Below are 17584 nucleotides of genomic sequence, written 5' to 3' on the forward strand. Positions count from 1 at the left end.
GGAAAAAGAACTGGGCAAGTTGTACGCACATCTGTCCGACGACAAATCCTGATATCGCCCTCGAAAACAACATGAAAAAAGCCGGCAACAACCGGCTTTTTTCATTCGCAAGGAACGCAGCGTCACACAACCGCGCCGTCGTTCTCGACCTTTTCCTTGACCGGCTTGATCATGTCTTCCCGCTTCACACCCAGCCACATCGCCAGCGCCGCCGCAACGAACACCGACGAATAAATGCCGAAGCAGATACCGATCGTCAATGCCAACGCAAAATAGTGCAAGGTCGGACCGCCGAGAAACAGCATCGACAGCACCATCAGTTGCGTCGATCCGTGCGTGATCACCGTACGTGACATTGTGCTGGTGATCGCATGGTTCATCACATCCGGCACGGCCATCTTGCCATGCTTGCGATCGCGGAAGGTTTCGCGCACGCGATCGAATACGACCACCGATTCATTCACCGAATAACCGAGCACTGCAAGCACTGCGGCCAGCACCGTCAGCGAGAATTCCCACTGGAAAAATGCGAAGAAGCCGAGAATGATCACCACGTCGTGCAAGTTCGCGAGAATGGCCGACACCGCATACTTCCATTCAAAGCGGAATGCCAGATAGATCACGATACCGATCACCAGCATGCCGAGCGCCATCAGGCCATCATGCGTCAATTCGTCACCAACCTGCGGACCGACGAATTCGACGCGTTTCAAGGTCACCGTTTCGTCCTGTGCTTTCAGTGCACCGATCACACGTTCGCTCAACTGGCCAGAATCGACATTCTTTTGCGCCGGCAGACGAATCAGTACATCCTGTGCCGTACCGAAGCTTTGCACCTGCATGTCGGTGTAGCCCAGTTCGGCGATCTTTGTACGTACACCTTCAATGTTCGCCGGCTTCGTGTACGCCACCTCCATCACCGTGCCGCCGGTAAACTCGATCGACAGATGCAGCCCGCGGTGCAGCAGGAAAAAAACGGCGGCGACAAACGTCAATGCGGAAATCACGTTGAAAATCAACGCATGACGCATGAACGGGATATCTTTCTTGATGCGGAAAAACTCCATCACATTCCTCTCATTGCAACGATGCTTCGTTGCGGGTTACTTCATTGATTCATTTCGAACAGTCGGCGCACTACCGATGTCGACAGGTACGCAACGCTGCGCACCCGCCGCTCATCATCACGATTCTTTCGATTTCCAGACCTGACCGATCGATACCGACGTCAGTTTTTTCTTGCGTCCGTACCAGAGGTTGACGGCACCGCGCGATACCACGACCGACGAGAAAATCGACGTCAGGATACCGAGGCAGTGCACGACTGCAAAACCGCGCACCGCGCCGGAACCGAAAATCAGCAATGCCAGACCGGCGATCAGCGTGGTGACGTTGGAATCCAGAATCGTCGCCCATGCGCGTTCGAAACCGATCGAAATCGCCGTCTGCGGCGCATGCCCCGCTCGCAGTTCCTCACGTATCCGCTCGTTGATCAGCACGTTGGCGTCGATCGCCATACCGAGCGTCAGTGCAATAGCGGCAATACCCGGCAGGGTCAATGTCGCCTGCAGCAGCGACAGCAGTGCGATCAGCAGCATCACGTTGACCGCCAGCGCAAACACGCTGAAGAAGCCGAACATGCGGTAATAAACAATCATGAAAATCGCGATGCAGATAAAACCGTACAGCGTCGAATCGAAACCCTTCGTGATGTTTTCTGCACCCAGTTGCGGGCCGATCGTGCGTTCCTCGATGATTTCCATCGGTGCCGCCAGCGAACCTGCACGCAACAGCAACGCCAGATCGCTGGCCGCTTCGGCAGATTCCATGCCGGTAATCTGGAAGCGCGCACCCAGTTCGTCACGAATCGTCGCCACCGTCAGCACTTCACCCTTGTTCTTTTCGAACAGCACGATCGCCATGGCCTTGCCGACGCGCGTACGTGTGGCTTCGCGCATGCGACGACCGCCGTCGCCGTTCAGGTCGATCGCGACTGCCGGCTGATGGTTCTGGTCGAAGGCGGCCGATGCGCTGGAAATGTATTCGCCGGTGATGATCGGATCCTTGTACAGCACGACCGGCGCATTCTTGCCGACCTTGAACAGCTCGGAGCCGAACGGCACGGCTGCGGTCGCTTCGGTGCCGCGCGTGACCGTCTCATCGACCAGGCGCACTTCCAGCGTGGCGGTCTTGCCGATGATGTCTTTTGCGCGGGAAACGTCCTGCACACCAGGCATCTGGACCACGATGCGATCCGCACCTTCGCGCTGGATCAGCGGTTCGGTCACGCCCAGTTCGTTGACGCGATTGGACAGCGTCGTGATGTTTTGCTGGACGGCGTCTTCAATCGTCTGCTTGAGAGCGGTTGGCTGCAGGGAAGCGACCAGCTTCAGATCGTCGCCGGTTCCGGCATCCACCAGCGCCAGTTCGCGCAATTCGTTGGTCAATGCGGTGCGCGCCTTGTCACGCGTCGCCGCATCGCGGAACGCGATATTGATATTGTCGCCGTCGCGCTCGATGCCGCTGTGGCGCACATCCTTGTCGCGCAATACGGCGCGCACACTGCTTTGCAGGCCGGTGATGCGCTTGTTCATGACGGCCTTGGTATCGACCTGCATCAGGAAGTGCACACCGCCGCGCAGATCCAGTCCGAGAAACATCGGATGCGCGTTCAGGCTCTGCAGCCAGGACGGCGTGTTCGGCAGCAGGTTGAATGCAACCAGATATGTCGGATCGGCAGGATCGGCGTTCAGCTCTTTTTCCAGCGCGCCCTTGGCCTTGAACTGTTCATCCGTATTGTGGAAGCGTACGCGCACCGTTCCCTGGGTACCGATCGTTTCGTAATAAACGCCATCCGCCTCAAGATTGTTCCTTTTCAGGACAGCCTCGACTTGTGTCATCAGCGAACTGTCTATCTTGACGGTCGCCTTGCCGCTGCTGATCTGCACTGCAGGCGATTCGCCGAAAAAGTTCGGGATCGTGTACAGCACGCCCAGCACGAGCGCGACGGCGATCGTAATGTACTTCCAGAGGGGATAGCGATTCATAGTTGATTCGGTGGTAGTACTTCAGATAATGCTCGGAAGAAAATCAAACCCCACGTCCGGCCACCGGAGGTGGGGTTTGCATTCATTACAGCGACTTGATCGTGCCTTTTGGCAGCAGCGTCGATACGGCGCTTTTCTGGATGATGAGCTCGGTACCGTCCTGCACTTCGATCGACAGGTAGACATCGGAAACCTTGGTGACCTTGCCGAGAACACCGCCGGCTGTCACGACTTCATCGCCCTTGGCGACCGCTTCGACCATCGCCTTGTGTTCTTTCTGACGCTTCATTTGCGGGCGAATCATCAGGAAGTAGAGCGCGACGAACATCAGGACGATAGGCGCGAACTGGGTCAGACTACCCAGAATGCCGCCGCTGGCTGCGGCTGATGCTGCGTATGCGTTGGAAATAAACACGAGTTGCTCCAGGTTGTAGTAATAAAAATGGTCGGTTATTTTAGCACTGGAAAATTCCTTTCCAGCACCCTCCGGCTTTTACCGGAAAAACTAGCCGGCGCCGCGTGCGCGGTCGTCATGGAATTGCCGGACAAACAGCGCAAAACGCCCTTCGCCGATCGCCTCGCGCATCTGTTTCATCAGGTCCAGGTAATAGTGCAGATTGTGGATCGTATTAAGCCGTGCACCGAGGATTTCGCCGGTGCGGTGCAGATGGTGCAGATACGCGCGCGAAAAATTGCGGCAGGCATAGCAACCGCAGGTTTCATCCAGCGGTTTCTTGTCATCCTTGTAACGCGCATTCTTGATCTTGATGTCACCGAAACGCGCAAACAGCCAGCCGTTGCGCGCGTTGCGCGTCGGCATCACGCAGTCGAACATGTCGATGCCGTTCGATACGCCGGCGACCAGATCTTCCGGCGTGCCGACGCCCATCAGGTAGTGCGGCTTATTGGCCGGCAGGCGCGGACCGACGTGTTGCAGCACGCGCATCATGTCTTCCTTCGGTTCGCCGACCGACAGGCCGCCGATTGCCACACCGTGAAAATTCAGTTCTTCCAGGCCCGCCAGCGATTCGTCACGCAGCGATTCGAACATGCCGCCCTGCACGATGCCGAACAGCGCGTTCGGATTTTCTTCACGGTTGAATTCATCCAGCGAGCGCCTGGCCCAACGCAGCGACATGCGCATCGACTTGGCCGCTTCGTCCGCGGTCGCAGCGCGACCGTCAATTTCATATGGCGTGCATTCGTCGAACTGCATCACGATGTCGGAGTTCAGCACACGCTGAATCTGCATCGACACTTCCGGCGACAAAAACAATTTATCGCCGTTGATTGGCGAATTGAAATGCACGCCTTCTTCGGTGATCTTGCGCATGTCGCCCAGAGAAAACACCTGAAAGCCGCCTGAATCGGTCAGGATCGGTTTGTCCCAACCCATGAATTCATGCAGGCCGCCGAACTTGGCAATAATGTCGTTGCCCGGCCGCAGCCATAGATGAAACGTGTTGCCGAGAATGATCTGCGCGTCGATCTCGTTCAGTTCCAGCGGCGACATCGCCTTGACAGAACCGTAAGTGCCGACCGGCATGAAGATCGGCGTTTCGATCACGCCGTGATTGACCGTCAGTTGGCCGCGTCGTGCGTTGCCGTCGGTCTTGAGTAATTTGAAATTCAGCATGGTCGTTTCGTCGTTAAAAACATCGCATCGCCGTAACTGAAGAAACGGTAACGTTGTGCAATCGCATGCGCATAAGCGGCGCGAATCGTGTCGTAACCGGCCAGCGCGGACACCAGCATCAGCAACGTCGATTTCGGCAAATGGAAATTGGTGATCAGGCGCGTCACCGTCTTGAAGGTGTAGCCCGGCGTAATGAACAAACGCGTGTCGGCGCTGCCGGCTTGCAGCGCGCCGCTTTGCGACGCCGATTCGAGCGCGCGCAGACTGGTGGTACCGACTGCGATCACGTCGCGTCCGGCAGCTTGCGCAGCGCGTACTGCATCGACCGTTTGCTGTTCGATCGTGTACCACTCGCTGTGCATGTTGTGTTCGGCGAGGTTTTCATTGCGTACCGGCTGGAATGTGCCGGCGCCGACGTGCAATGTGACATAGGCAAAGTTGACGCCCTTCGCTTTCAGTTTCGCCAGCAACGCTTCATCGAAATGCAAGCCGGCAGTCGGTGCGGCAACCGCACCCGGCGTTTTCGCATACACGGTTTGATAGCGCGTTTCGTCGAATGCGTCGGCGTCGTGTTCGATATACGGCGGCAACGGCAGACGGCCGTGCGCTTCGATCAGTTCGAACACATCTCCGGGAAATTGCAGTTCGTAGAATTCACCGGCGCGCTCGCCGACGATCACATCGAACGCATCGGCCAACTTGATTTTCATACCGGACGCAGGAGATTTCGACGCACGAATTTGCGCGTGCACGTTGCGGTTATCGATCACGCGTTCGACCAGCACCTCGACCTTGCCGCCGGTTTCCTTTACACCGAAGAAGCGCGCCTTCAACACGCGTGTATCGTTGAACACCAGCAGATCGCCGGGCGTCAGCAGATCGACGAGTTCGGCAAAGGAGCGATCAATCGGCCGTTCGCCGTCGACATGCAGCAGACGCGATGCGCTGCGCTCGGTCAACGGTGTTTGCGCGATCAATTCCTGCGGCAGGTCGAAATCAAAATCGGAAAGGCTGTACATGCGTCGAGTCATCTTGAAGGCCGCGGTCCGGAAAATCACCGGTGCAATCGCGCGGCAGAACTGCTAAGGTTGCAATCTTGTCCGGATGGCATCGAACGTAAAGTTCATTCGCGCCGGATTGTGCAAAACCCGCTATTTTACGCCCTGCCGCCCATTTCAGGCCCATCGTCCCGGCCCACTATGCCCGCACCGAAAAAAACGCCTGTCGCAAAGAAAACCGCAGCCAAGCGCGCCGCTCCGGCTACCGCGTCCGCTGCCAGCAAGATCGCCGACAAACTGGCGCGACTTGGCCTGCGCACGGACATCGACAAAGTGTTGCATCTGCCGTTGCGTTATGAGGACGAAACGCAGGTCAAGACGATCGAAGGGGCTGCCCGCGTGTTCGGCCACCCGGTGCAGGTCGAAGGCGTGGTGACTGCGTGCGAGGTCGCCTTCCGCCCCCGCCGGCAACTGGTCGTGACGATCGCCGACGACAGCGCGCAGCTGACGATGCGTTTTCTGAATTTTTACGGCAGCCAAACCAAACAACTGGCGGAAGGCAATCGCGTCCGCGCGCGCGGCGAAATCCGCCACGGCTTTTTCGGCGCCGAAATGGTCCATCCTTCGTACAAGATGGTCAATCAGGGTGCGCCGTTGCCGGTCGGCCTGACGCCGGTGTATCCGTCCGGCGAAGGGGTGTCGCAAACGATTTTGCGCAAGGCCGTCGTCGATGCGATGACGCGCGTCGACTGGCACGACACCTTGCCAGATCGGCTACGCGCTGCACACGACCTCATGCCGTTCGAATCGGCGGTGCGACTGCTGCACAATCCGCCGCCCGATATCGACGAAAGTGCATTGGCCGACCGTTCGCATGCGGCATGGGTGCGCATGAAGTTTGACGAACTGCTGGCACAGCAACTGTCGATGAAGCGCGCGCAGGAAGCGCGTCGTGCAAAAGGTGCAGCAACCTTGAACAAGGCTGGCACGTTGTCGAAAGCATTTCTGCAGCAACTGCCGTTCAAGCTGACGCGTGCGCAGCAGCGCGTGCTGGATGAAATCCGCGTCGATCTGAAACAGGCGTTTCCGATGCAGCGTCTGCTGCAAGGCGACGTCGGCAGCGGCAAGACCGTGGTCGCGGCGCTCGCTGCCGCGCAGGCGATCGACAGCGGTTATCAGGCCGTGCTGATGGCGCCGACCGAGATTCTCGCCGACCAGCATTTTCGCAAGATCGCCGGCTGGATGGAACCGCTCGGCGTGCGTGTCGTGTGGCTGACCGGCAGTCTGAAGAAAAAGGAAAAGACTGAAGCCAAGGCACGCATCGAATCCGGCGAAGCACAATTGATCATCGGTACGCACGCGGTGATTCAGGACGATGTGCAGATTCCAAAACTTGGCTTGGCGATCGTCGACGAACAGCATCGCTTCGGCGTCGGTCAGCGCCTGACGCTGCGTAACAAGGGATCGGGCGACGACAGCAAGACTGTTCCGCATCAACTCATGATGTCGGCCACGCCGATTCCGCGCACGCTGGCGATGACGTATTACGCCGATCTCGAAGTCTCTGTCATCGATGAACTGCCGCCGGGTCGCACGCCGATCGTCACGCGCGTGATCGACCAGAACCGCCGCGATGAAGTGATCGAACGCGTGCATGCAGCGGCGCAGGAAGGCCGGCAGGCGTACTGGGTTTGTCCGCTGATCGAAGAATCGGAAGCCTTGCAACTGCAGACCGCCACCGATACCTACATGACACTCGCCGAAGCATTGCCCGATCTGCGCGTCGGCCTCGTACACGGCCGCATGAGGCCGGCGGAAAAGCAGGAGGTGATGGATGCCTTTACACGTGGCGACGTGCACGTGCTGGTCGCGACGACCGTGATCGAAGTCGGCGTCGACGTACCGAACGCATCGCTGATGGTGATCGAACATGCCGAGCGTTTCGGCCTGTCGCAGCTGCATCAATTGCGCGGCCGTGTCGGGCGCGGCTCGGCGGCCAGCGTGTGTTTGCTGCTGTATCAGTCGCCGCTGGGCCCGATCGCCAAGGAACGACTGCGCATCATGCGCGAATCGACCGACGGCTTCGAGATTGCACGCAAGGATCTGGAGCTGCGCGGCCCCGGCGAATTCCTCGGTGCGCGCCAGTCCGGACAGGCGATGCTGCGCTTCGCCGATCTGGAAACCGACCAGTGGCTGGTCGAGCGCGCACGCGATGTCGCACAACAATTGCTGCGCGACGATCCGGTGACCGTCGAAGCGCATCTGGCGCGCTGGCTGGGCTCGCGTGAAGATTTCCTGAAGGTATAGAATAAACGCCTTCGCGTACCTTCCAGCCACACCATGACACTTACCGAACTCAAATACATCGTCGCCGTTGCGCGCGAAAAGCACTTCGGCCACGCCGCTGAAGCCTGTTTCGTCGCGCAGCCTACGCTGTCGGTCGCCATCAAGAAACTGGAAGACGAACTGGGCGTCACGCTGTTTGAACGCGGCGGCAGCGAAATTTCGATGACGCCGCTCGGCGTGCAGATCGTCGCGCAAGCCGAACGCGTGCTGGAACAGACCGCCGCCATCAAGGAACTCGCCAAGCAGAACAAGGACCCACTGGTCGGTCCGTTCCGTCTCGGCATCATCTACACGATCGCACCGTACCTGCTGCCGTCGCTGGTAAAGACCATCATCGACCGCGTGCCGCAAATGCCGCTGGTCCTGCAGGAAAATTTCACCACCAAATTGCTGGAACTGTTGCGTCAGGGCGAACTCGATGCCGTCATCGTCGCGCTGCCGTTTCCCGATCAGGGCTTGATGGTACAGCCGGTCTATGACGAACCGTTCGTCGTCGCCGTGCCGAAGGATCATGCGTGGGCCAAGCGTCAAAGCATTTCCAGCGACGATCTCAAATCGGAAACCATGCTGTTGCTTGGCAACGGCCACTGCTTCCGCGATCAGGTGCTGGAAGTCTGCCCGGAAATGTCGCGCTTCTCGACGTCCGGTGACGGCATCGCGCGCACCTTCGAAGGCTCGTCGCTGGAAACGATCCGTCACATGGTCGCGTCCGGCATTGGCATCACGGTGCTGCCGGAAGGATCGGTGCCGGACCTGAACACGAAGGAAGGCATGCTGCGCTACGTGCCGTTTTCGGGCCAGACGCCGTCGCGTCGTGTCGTCATCGCATGGCGCAAGAGCTTCACGCGCGGTGCGGCAATCGAAGCGGTGCGTCAGGCGCTGCTGTCCTGCGATCTGCCGAACGTGACGATGCTGCCCGACGAACCACCGCTGGAAACCTGATCGCCGTGCATCGTCTTCAACTGTATTTTCGACTCATCCGTCTCGACAAACCGGTCGGGATCGGACTGGTACTGTGGCCGACGTTATGGGGACTGTGGATGGCGTCCGACGGCAAACCGGGCTGGATGCTGGCGACGATCTTCATTCTCGGCACGGTGCTGATGCGTTCGGCCGGTTGCGCGATCAACGATTATGCGGACCGCGATTTCGACAGGCATGTGCAACGCACCGTCGATCGTCCCATCACCAGCGGCAAGATCCGTCCGCGCGAAGCGCTGTACGTCGCGGCGGTGCTGTCGCTGCTGGCATTCGCACTCATCATTCCGCTCAACACGCTGACCAAGCAATTGTCGATCGCGGCCGTCGTCATTGCTGCCAGCTATCCGTACTTCAAACGCTTTTTCGCGATTCCGCAAGCCTATCTCGGCATCGCGTTCGGCTTCGGCATTCCGATGGCGTTCGCCGCCGTGCAAAACACCGTGCCTGCCGCTGCATGGTGGCTGCTGTTCGCCAACATCTTCTGGTCGGTCGCTTACGATACCGCTTACGCGATGGTCGATCGCGAGGACGATCTGAAGATCGGCATGAAGACATCCGCCATCACCTTTGGCCGCTTCGATGTGGCCGCCATCATGATCTGCTATGCGATCACGCTCGGCCTGATTTCCGTCATCGGCTGGCAGTTCGGCCTGCGCTGGTGGTTCGCCGCCGGCATGTTGCTCGCCGTCGCCTGTGCGCTCTATCACTACACGCTGATTCGTACACGCGAACGTGCCGCGTGCTTCCTCGCATTTCGTCACAACAACTTGCTGGGCGGCTTCATCTTCGCCGGCGTGGCGTTCGATTACCTGCTGCGCTGAACGCTTCAATCATGCTGTGACTTTGACGCGCAGCGGAATTTTCCTGCAGTTGCCTTATCCAACCGGATCGACGCATGACTTCGCGTACAACGTCATGGAGGCAATACCATGCAATTCCTTGTCAATCTCGATGTCGACAATCTGGAAAAGGCCGTGCAGTTCTACAGCGCGGCCTTTGGATTGCACAGAGGCCGCAGGCTGGACAATTCCTGTATTGAAATGCTCGGTGGTCCGGCGCCAATCTATCTGCTGGAAAAAGCCGCCGGCACTGCTGCGTGCAATGTGACCGAGTCCCGTCGTTACACGCGTCACTGGACGCCGTTGCATCTGGATCTGATCGTCGAGGTGATCGAACCGGCCGTGCAGAAAGCCGTGGCCGCAGGTGCCGTACTGGAAGAGCCGATCAGCTCGCATGCATGGGGCAAACTGGCGTTGATGGCCGATCCCTTCGGCCACGGATTCTGTTTCGTGCAATTTTCCGAACAGGGTTATGACGCAATCACTGCATACACCGAAAAATAAGGCGCATGGATAACACAACCGACAATCCGAACGTCAAACGCTACCTGCCCTGGGTGGTGGCCATTGCATTGTTCATGGAACAGCTCGATTCGACCATCATCAACACGGCAGTCCCGTCGATGGCGGCGAGTCTGCACGTGACGCCGCTCAGCCTGAAGGCAGTCGTCAGCAGCTACATCCTGAGCCTGGCTGTCTGCATTCCGGTCAGCGGCTGGATGGCGGATCGCTTCGGTACGCGCCGCGTATTCAGCATTGCGGTGACGCTGTTCACGCTCTCCTCTATCCTGTGCGGCCTGTCGGTCAATGTGCCGATGCTGGTGGCAGCGCGCATTCTGCAGGGCATCAGTGCGGCGATGATGTTGCCGGTTGGGCGACTGGCGATCATCCGGACCTTTCCCAAATCGGAATTACTGACGGCGATGAATTTCGTCATCATCCCGGCACTGATCGGGCCGCTACTGGGACCGACGATCGGCGGCCTGATCGTGCACTGGCTGCCATGGCAGGCGATCTTTTTCGTCAACGTGCCGGTCGGTGTTGTTGCGTTGTGGATGATCCGCCGCCATATGCCGGATTACCGCACCGAGGCAACGCGTCCACTCGACATCATCGGCCTCGTGCTATTCGGCTCCGGTATTGCGTTGCTGTCATGGCTGCTGGAAATCTTCGGCGAGCATTATCTCGATGCGACCTCCGCGGGCATTCTTTTCCTGCTGTCGATTTGCCTGCTCGCGGCCTATGTACTGCACGCGCGCAATGCATTGCACCCGTTGTTGAATCTTTCGCTGTTCCGCACGCGCACCTTCCGTGTTTCGGTCGTCGGCGGTTTCATCACGCGACTCGGCCTGGGTGGCATGCCGTTCCTGCTGCCGCTGCTGTATCAGATCGGTCTTGGCTTGCCAGCATGGCAGTCAGGCCTGCTGATGATGCCGGCTGCGGTAGCGGCAATGGGAATGAAACTGATCTCGGTACGCGTGCTGCGACGCTTCGGCTATCGCAAGGTGTTGATCGTCAATACAGTGATGATCGGATTGACGCTCTGCCTGTTTTCGCAGATCACGTCCGCCACACCGATCGCACTGATCGTGATGCTCGGCTTGACGCAGGGCTTCTTCAATTCACTGCAGTTCTCGAGCATGAATTCGATGGCGTATGCCGACATCCAGGTCGAGGATTCCAGCATGGCCAGCACGATTGCCAGTTCGATGCAGCAGATGTCGATGAGCTTCGGTCTCGCCTTCGGATCCATCGTGGCCGCGTGGTATCTCGGCGGCCTGCCGCAAACCGATCACACGGCAGTCATGGGCGCGCTGCATCATGCGTTCCTGACACTGGGCGTACTGACAGTGTTGTCGTCTCTGTCGTTCTGGGTTCTGCGTCCGAACGATGGTGACAGTGTCAGTCGCGGGCAAGTCACGGTTTCCTGATCGAGGCGGATACATTCTGTAACAGCGCTTACCGAAATCGGTCTGGAACGTGACAACCAAAACGTCTTTAATTGCGTTGTCATCTGCAGGCGCCCGCACGAACGACGCTGCTGACCGATCACAACAAAAAGGAAACGCATGAAAAACAAACTCATTGCCGCAGCGATCATCGCTGCCGCTTTTGCCGCGCAGGGATCGGCCTTTGCCGACGATCATGATCACGACCATCGCGGCCCGCATCACGACAACCGCCATCATCGCGATTACCATCATGCTTCTCGTCATGATTCTCGTCATGATTTTCGCCACGATTACCGTCATGATGGCCGCGGCGCTGGTCCTCGTCACGACTTCTACCGCGGCCAGCGTCTGGCGCCGGAATACCGTCGCCATGAATATGTCGTCGACAACTGGCGCGGTCATCATCTGAAGGCACCGCCACGCGGTTATCACTGGGTACAGACCGGTCCGGATTACGTACTGGTCGCCATCACAACCGGCATCATTGCGCAAATCGTTTTGAGCAATTAAAACTCTGCGACTGTCGTTAAAAAAGCCGGATATCCAAATTGGATACCCGGCTTTTTTGGCTTTTTATACAGATTCAATCACGACCGAATTCTTCGCCAAGCTCCTTGCCGCGCGCTGCGGCAGCTTTCATGGCCTTGACGATTGCTGCCTTGACTCCGCTTTGCTCCATGCTGGTCAAAGCGGCATACGTCGTTCCCCCCTTTGAGGTGACACGCTCGCGCAACACCGACACCGGATCGCTCGACTGCGCCGCCAGTTGCGCCGCGCCGACGAAGGTGGAAATCGCCAGCGCGTTGCCCTGCGCCGACGTCAATCCCATCTCCTGCGCGGCCTGCTGCATGGCTTCGATGAAATAGAAAACGTAGGCAGGACCGCTGCCGGAAACCGCGGTCACCGAATCGATCAACTCCTCATCCTCCAGCCAGACCGTTTCGCCGACTGCATGCAGGACGGCATCGGCGGCGGCACGCTGTTCCGTGCTGACACCCGACGTCGCCACCAGACCGGTGACACCCTTGCCGATCAATGCCGGCGTGTTCGGCATCGTGCGCACGATCGCGTTGTGCCCGCCCAGCCAGCGCGATAGATCAACGGCGCGGATGCCGGCCGCAATCGACAAAATCAATTGCGAACCGATATGCGGTGCGAGTTGTGCCACCACATCCTTCATCTGCTGCGGCTTGACCGCCAGCACGACGACATCGCTGTCGGCGACTGCGGCGTCGATTGCCGGCGATGTACGTACACCGAACTGCGTCTGCAGCCTGTCAAGCGCGTCGGCATTGAGGTCAACGACATGGATATTCTCTGCGGCAGTTAGCTTGCCGGCCAGGCCGCCAATCAGCGCAGCGGCCATGTTGCCGCCGCCAATGAAGGTGATTTTCAACTTATTTTTTTGCATAGTCCCGGGTTCCAAAAATGGCAGAGCCGATGCGCACAATCGTCGCACCTTCGGCAATCGCCGCAGGCATGTCGGCCGACATGCCCATCGACAAGGTGTCCAGCTGCAGGCCGCTCGCACGCAACTGGTTGAATAATTCGTTCATTCGATGAAACGGTTCACGCTGCTGTGCCATATCGCCTTCCGGTTCCGGTATTGCCATCAAGCCACGTAACCGAATACGCGGCAACGCAGCGATTGCTTGTGCCGTCTCCAGAGTTTCATCAGGCATCACACCGCTCTTGCTCGCCTCTCCGCTGATATTGACCTGCAGGCAGATATTCAGTGGCGGCAAATGATCGGGACGCTGATCGGACAATCGCTGTGCAATTTTTTCGCGATCGACCGAATGCACCCAGTCGAAATATTCGGCAATCGGCCGTGTCTTGTTGCTCTGGATCGGCCCGATGAAATGCCATTCCAGTTGCAGATCGGGACGCGCTTGCCGGATTGTTGCCATTTTATCCAGCGCTTCCTGCAGATAGTTCTCGCCGAACGCGAGCTGGCCGGCACTGGCCGCATCGATTACCGCGTCCGCACCAAAGGTCTTGGAAACGGCCAGCAGCTCAATACCGTGCACGTCGCGTTGCGCATTGTCCGCAGCTTCGGTAATCCGTTGACGCACGGCTTGCAAGTTCTGACGTATTGCAGACATAATCAAAGTTCTTTAAGGCAATTATTCGCAGGATTTTGCAATTGGTCGCGCCGCCAATAGCCGCGCGCTTCACCCAACAGGCAGGCTCAGGGATTATAAATGGACATTTCCGAACTACTCGCGTTCTCGGTCAAGAACAAGGCGTCCGACTTGCATCTTTCATCGGGCCTGCCGCCGATGATCCGCGTACACGGCGACGTACGCCGTATCAACCTGCCGCCGCTCGAACATAAAGACGTGCACGCGATGGTGTACGACATCATGAACGATGGCCAGCGCAAGGTCTATGAAGACCGTTTGGAAGTCGACTTTTCGTTCGAAATTCCCGGCCTGTCGCGCTTTCGTGTCAACGCATTCAACCAGGAACGCGGCGCTGCTGCCGTCCTGCGAACGATTCCATCCAAGATTCTGACCCTGGAAGATCTGCACGCACCAAAAATCTTTGCCGACCTGGCACTGAAACCGCGCGGCCTCGTGCTCGTGACCGGCCCGACCGGTTCCGGAAAATCGACAACGCTGGCGGCGATGGTCAATCACATCAACGAAAACGAATACGCGCACATCCTGACGATCGAGGACCCGATCGAATTCGTGCACGATCCGAAGAAATGCCTTATTAACCAGCGCGAAGTCGGACCGCACACGCATTCATTCGAGAACGCGCTACGCTCGGCGCTGCGTGAAGATCCGGACATCGTCCTCGTCGGCGAATTGCGCGATCTGGAAACCATCCGCCTCGCGCTGACCGCGGCGGAAACCGGCCACCTTGTGTTCGGTACATTGCACACCTCGTCCGCGGCAAAAACCGTTGACCGTATCATCGACGTCTTCCCCGGCGAAGAGAAGGAAATGGTGCGCGCGATGCTGTCCGAATCGCTGCAGGCCGTCATCTCACAAACGCTGCTGAGAACGAAGGATGGCAGCGGCCGCGTCGCTGCGCATGAAATCATGCTCGGTACGCCGGCGATCCGCAACCTGATTCGCGAAGCGAAGATCGCACAGATGTATTCGGCGATCCAGACCGGCTCCAACGTCGGCATGCAGACGCTGGACAGCAATCTGACCGATCTGGTGCGCCGCAATGTGATTTCCGCCTCGACCGCGCGCGCGGCAGCCAAGACGCCGGAAAATTTCCCGGGATAAGTGCGTGAATTCGCGAGGTACGAATCCGAACGGCTTGCAAGACGCGAGGTGGGGTGAGCATCCAGGTCAACCTGTCCGCTGCAGAATCGACGCACAGGCAGACAACACGTACCGGCCACACGGCTGAACGAATCGAATAACGAAGGAGCAGCAGCATGGAACGCGATCAAGCCACCAAATTCATGTACGACTTGCTGCGCCTGATGCTCAGCAAGAACGGCTCCGATCTTTTCATCACGGCAGAGTTTCCGCCGGCGTTCAAGATCGACGGCAAGATGACCCAGGTATCGAACCAGCCGCTGACACCGCAACACACGGTCGAACTGGCGCGCGCGATCATGAGCGACAAGCAGGCCGCCGAATTCGAGGCAAGCAAGGAATGCAACTTCGCAATCAGCCCCGGCGGCATCGGTCGCTTCCGCGTCTCCGCTTTCGTGCAACAGGGCAAGGTCGGCATGGTGCTGCGAACCATCACCACCTCGATCCCCAAGCTGGAAGACCTCGGCGTGCCGGATACACTGAAAGATGTCGTGATGACCAAGCGCGGCCTCGTCATCATGGTCGGCGCGACTGGGTCCGGCAAGTCAACGACGCTGGCCGGCATGCTCGGCTATCGCAATGAAAACAGCTACGGTCACATCATCACGATCGAGGACCCGGTCGAATACGTGCACCCGCACAGGAACTGCGTCATCACCCAACGCGAAATCGGTGTCGATACCGAAGACTGGGGTGTCGCACTGAAGAACACGCTGCGGCAGGCGCCGGACGTCATTTTCATTGGCGAGATTCGTGATCGCGAGACGATGGACTACGCGATCGCCTTTGCAGAAACCGGCCACCTTTGCCTGGCAACGATGCACGCCAACAGTTCGAATCAGGCGCTGGATCGCATCATCAACTTCTTCCCTGAAGAACGGCGTCAGCAGCTGCTGATGGATTTGTCGCTGAACCTGAAAGCGATGCTGTCGCAACGCCTGATTCCGTTGAAGGATACGAAAGGCCGCTGCGTGGCTGTCGAGATCATGCTGAATTCGCCGCTGATTTCCGACCTGATCTTCAAGGGCGAAGTGCATGAGATCAAGGAGATCATGAAGAAGTCACGCGAACTCGGCATGCAAACCTTTGATCAGGCACTATTCGATCTGTACGAAGCCGGCAAGATCAGTTACGAAGATGCACTGCGCAATGCCGATTCGGTCAACGATCTGCGCCTGTCGATCAAACTCCACGGCAAGGAAGCGCATGGTCGCGATCTGACCAAGGGCACCGAACATCTCGGGATCGTGTGAGCAACGACATGAGCAATAGCGCACATTCCGTTCACGACTTTACTGTCACTGCATTGACCGGCGCTCCGGTCGATCTGGCGCAGTATCGCGGCAAGATCCTGCTGATCGTCAACACCGCCAGCAAATGCGGCTTCACGCCACAGTACAAGGGTCTGGAAGCGGTGTATCAACAGTTCAAGGACAAGGGTGTGGAAGTGCTCGGATTTCCGTGCAACCAGTTCGGCAGCCAGGAACCGGGCAATGCGGATGAAATCGGCGCGTTCTGCGAAAAGAATTACGGCGTGACGTTTCAACTGTTTGAAAAGATCGACGTCAACGGTAGCGATGCTGAACCGCTGTTCAAGCATCTGAAACACGCAGCGCCTGGCCTGCTGGGCAGCGAAGCCATCAAATGGAATTTCACCAAGTTCCTGGTCGGCAAGGATGGCAAGGTTTTCAGGCGTTATGCGCCGCAAACAAAACCGGAAGAACTAATTGCCGATATCGAAATGTTGCTGGCAAGATAACGCATCACCGGCATCGAATTATTTTGCGTCGATTTCCCGCATGCGATCCTTCTCCCACAACACATCGCCGCCACCCGCAAACCGGTTCAGCACGCGCGACAGCACAAACAGCAGATCCGACAGGCGATTGGCGTATCGGCGCGGATTGTCGTTGATGTTCTCCGTCTTTCCCAGGCTGACAATGGTGCGCTCTGCACGACGGCAAACGGTACGGCAGACATGTGACTGCGCCGCAGCACGCGATCCGGCCGGCAGGATGAATTCCTGCAACGCCGGCAGGTCTGCGTTGTACTTTGCCAGCAGGGTATCGAGCCGTGCGATCTGCGCGTCGTGGATCAGCGTGTAACCGGGAATGCAGAGTTCGCCGCCCATATCGAACAGATCGTGCTGAATGGAAATGAGTTCTTCGCGCAATACGGCGGGCAACTCCTCGCACAGCAGCAATCCGATATGCGAGTTCAGCTCATCCACATCGCCCATCGCCTGCACACGCAGCGCATCCTTGTCGACGCGGCTGCCATCGCCCAATCCAGTCGTGCCGTTGTCGCCGGTACGTGTCGCGATTTTTGAAAGTCGATTACCCATGATGTCGAAAAACGTAAAAAAGAATTCTCGAGAATACGGGAAAAGCCGGGGCGCGTCCTTTCTTTGGGAATGAAATCGATAAAGACTGGCGGGTGATGGCAGAGCACAACCGGGAACCAGACTCACGCTATCCGGGTAAATATTTAACCAAGGG

The 17584-nt window shown here is 58.1% G+C and carries 17 protein-coding genes; 9 read left to right on the plus strand and 8 right to left on the minus strand.

All coding sequences use genetic code 11. From position 1 onward, the window contains the following. Positions 1-122: 122 nt before the first annotated feature. The 5 genes from secF to queA all read right to left on the minus strand — a co-directional run bounded on the left by secF (position 123) and on the right by queA (position 5702). Positions 123-1067 carry a protein translocase subunit SecF gene (gene secF, locus VN114_RS09865; RefSeq protein WP_325514389.1) on the minus strand — a complete coding sequence of 315 codons (945 nt, stop codon included), beginning with the start codon at positions 1065-1067 and terminating at the stop codon, positions 123-125. Positions 1068-1184: 117 nt separating this feature from the next. After that, on the minus strand, positions 1185-3047 hold the full coding sequence (secD, locus tag VN114_RS09870) for a protein translocase subunit SecD (protein WP_325514391.1): 1863 nt from the start codon (positions 3045-3047) through the stop codon (positions 1185-1187). 85 nt (positions 3048-3132) lie between these two features. After that, entirely contained in the window at positions 3133-3462 is a 330-nt protein-coding gene (yajC, locus tag VN114_RS09875) for a preprotein translocase subunit YajC (protein ID WP_325514393.1), read from the minus strand. Positions 3463-3552: 90 nt separating this feature from the next. Next, a complete protein-coding gene (gene tgt, locus VN114_RS09880) occupies positions 3553-4683 on the minus strand; it encodes a tRNA guanosine(34) transglycosylase Tgt (protein WP_325514395.1) in 1131 nt (376 codons plus the stop codon). Beyond that, a complete protein-coding gene (gene queA, locus VN114_RS09885; protein WP_325514397.1) occupies positions 4677-5702 on the minus strand; it encodes a tRNA preQ1(34) S-adenosylmethionine ribosyltransferase-isomerase QueA in 1026 nt (341 codons plus the stop codon). Before queA ends, tgt begins: the two co-directional genes overlap by 7 nt. Positions 5703-5882: 180 nt before the next feature. Between queA and recG the strand changes: the two genes are divergently transcribed. From recG to VN114_RS09915, 6 genes are all read left to right on the plus strand, one after another. Next, the gene (gene recG / locus VN114_RS09890) at positions 5883-7988 is read left to right on the plus strand and encodes an ATP-dependent DNA helicase RecG (protein ID WP_325514399.1); all 2106 of its coding nucleotides are present in this window, start codon (positions 5883-5885) and stop codon (positions 7986-7988) included. 33 nt (positions 7989-8021) lie between these two features. Further along, positions 8022-8969: a hydrogen peroxide-inducible genes activator gene (locus tag VN114_RS09895; protein ID WP_325514401.1), complete on the plus strand. Its 948-nt coding sequence runs from the start codon at positions 8022-8024 to the stop codon at positions 8967-8969. A 5-nt stretch (positions 8970-8974) separates the two neighbouring features. Then, entirely contained in the window at positions 8975-9829 is an 855-nt protein-coding gene (gene ubiA, locus VN114_RS09900) for a 4-hydroxybenzoate octaprenyltransferase (RefSeq protein WP_325514404.1), read from the plus strand. A 108-nt stretch (positions 9830-9937) separates the two neighbouring features. Further along, positions 9938-10351, plus strand: a complete 414-nt coding sequence (locus VN114_RS09905) for a VOC family protein (RefSeq protein WP_325514406.1) — start codon at positions 9938-9940, stop codon at positions 10349-10351. A gap of 5 nt (positions 10352-10356) precedes the next feature. Continuing rightward, entirely contained in the window at positions 10357-11778 is a 1422-nt protein-coding gene (locus VN114_RS09910; RefSeq protein WP_325514408.1) for a DHA2 family efflux MFS transporter permease subunit, read from the plus strand. 138 nt (positions 11779-11916) lie between these two features. Further along, positions 11917-12309 carry an RcnB family protein gene (locus VN114_RS09915; protein ID WP_325514410.1) on the plus strand — a complete coding sequence of 131 codons (393 nt, stop codon included), beginning with the start codon at positions 11917-11919 and terminating at the stop codon, positions 12307-12309. 73 nt (positions 12310-12382) lie between these two features. On the opposite strand, the gene proC is transcribed toward VN114_RS09915, so the two are convergent. After that, on the minus strand, positions 12383-13210 hold the full coding sequence (proC, locus tag VN114_RS09920) for a pyrroline-5-carboxylate reductase (protein WP_325514412.1): 828 nt from the start codon (positions 13208-13210) through the stop codon (positions 12383-12385). Then, entirely contained in the window at positions 13197-13904 is a 708-nt protein-coding gene (locus VN114_RS09925) for a YggS family pyridoxal phosphate-dependent enzyme (protein WP_325514414.1), read from the minus strand. Before VN114_RS09925 ends, proC begins: the two co-directional genes overlap by 14 nt. Positions 13905-14003: 99 nt before the next feature. Here VN114_RS09925 and VN114_RS09930 point away from each other — a divergent pair, with 99 nt between their 5' ends. The 3 genes from VN114_RS09930 to VN114_RS09940 all read left to right on the plus strand — a co-directional run bounded on the left by VN114_RS09930 (position 14004) and on the right by VN114_RS09940 (position 16845). Then, a complete protein-coding gene (locus VN114_RS09930; protein WP_325514416.1) occupies positions 14004-15047 on the plus strand; it encodes a type IV pilus twitching motility protein PilT in 1044 nt (347 codons plus the stop codon). Positions 15048-15202: 155 nt separating this feature from the next. Next, positions 15203-16339, plus strand: coding sequence for a PilT/PilU family type 4a pilus ATPase (locus VN114_RS09935; protein ID WP_325514418.1), 1137 nt, complete (start codon positions 15203-15205; stop codon positions 16337-16339). A gap of 8 nt (positions 16340-16347) precedes the next feature. Next, entirely contained in the window at positions 16348-16845 is a 498-nt protein-coding gene (locus VN114_RS09940) for a glutathione peroxidase (RefSeq protein WP_325514419.1), read from the plus strand. A gap of 18 nt (positions 16846-16863) precedes the next feature. On the opposite strand, the gene VN114_RS09945 is transcribed toward VN114_RS09940, so the two are convergent. Continuing rightward, positions 16864-17430, minus strand: coding sequence for a cob(I)yrinic acid a,c-diamide adenosyltransferase (locus VN114_RS09945; RefSeq protein WP_325514421.1), 567 nt, complete (start codon positions 17428-17430; stop codon positions 16864-16866). Positions 17431-17584 lie beyond the last annotated feature (154 nt).

This window comes from Oxalicibacterium sp., assembly GCF_035565035.1.
In the GTDB taxonomy this organism is placed as follows: Bacteria; Pseudomonadota; Gammaproteobacteria; order Burkholderiales; family Burkholderiaceae_D; genus Oxalicibacterium.

What these genes read in the sequence shown, in the direction of transcription:
- VN114_RS09930 (WP_325514416.1), top strand. Translation starts at nt 14,004, where the DNA reads ATGGACATTTCCGAACTACTCGCGTTCTCGGTCAAGAACAAGGCGTCC.
- VN114_RS09925 (WP_325514414.1), bottom strand. Translation starts at nt 13,904, where the DNA reads ATGTCTGCAATACGTCAGAACTTGCAAGCCGTGCGTCAACGGATTACC.
- tgt (WP_325514395.1), bottom strand. Translation starts at nt 4,683, where the DNA reads ATGCTGAATTTCAAATTACTCAAGACCGACGGCAACGCACGACGCGGC.
- VN114_RS09905 (WP_325514406.1), top strand. Translation starts at nt 9,938, where the DNA reads ATGCAATTCCTTGTCAATCTCGATGTCGACAATCTGGAAAAGGCCGTG.
- queA (WP_325514397.1), bottom strand. Translation starts at nt 5,702, where the DNA reads ATGTACAGCCTTTCCGATTTTGATTTCGACCTGCCGCAGGAATTGATC.
- VN114_RS09945 (WP_325514421.1), bottom strand. Translation starts at nt 17,430, where the DNA reads ATGGGTAATCGACTTTCAAAAATCGCGACACGTACCGGCGACAACGGC.
- recG (WP_325514399.1), top strand. Translation starts at nt 5,883, where the DNA reads ATGCCCGCACCGAAAAAAACGCCTGTCGCAAAGAAAACCGCAGCCAAG.
- VN114_RS09940 (WP_325514419.1), top strand. Translation starts at nt 16,348, where the DNA reads ATGAGCAATAGCGCACATTCCGTTCACGACTTTACTGTCACTGCATTG.
- VN114_RS09910 (WP_325514408.1), top strand. Translation starts at nt 10,357, where the DNA reads ATGGATAACACAACCGACAATCCGAACGTCAAACGCTACCTGCCCTGG.
- VN114_RS09935 (WP_325514418.1), top strand. Translation starts at nt 15,203, where the DNA reads ATGGAACGCGATCAAGCCACCAAATTCATGTACGACTTGCTGCGCCTG.
- secF (WP_325514389.1), bottom strand. Translation starts at nt 1,067, where the DNA reads ATGGAGTTTTTCCGCATCAAGAAAGATATCCCGTTCATGCGTCATGCG.
- proC (WP_325514412.1), bottom strand. Translation starts at nt 13,210, where the DNA reads ATGCAAAAAAATAAGTTGAAAATCACCTTCATTGGCGGCGGCAACATG.
- VN114_RS09895 (WP_325514401.1), top strand. Translation starts at nt 8,022, where the DNA reads ATGACACTTACCGAACTCAAATACATCGTCGCCGTTGCGCGCGAAAAG.
- secD (WP_325514391.1), bottom strand. Translation starts at nt 3,047, where the DNA reads ATGAATCGCTATCCCCTCTGGAAGTACATTACGATCGCCGTCGCGCTC.
- VN114_RS09915 (WP_325514410.1), top strand. Translation starts at nt 11,917, where the DNA reads ATGAAAAACAAACTCATTGCCGCAGCGATCATCGCTGCCGCTTTTGCC.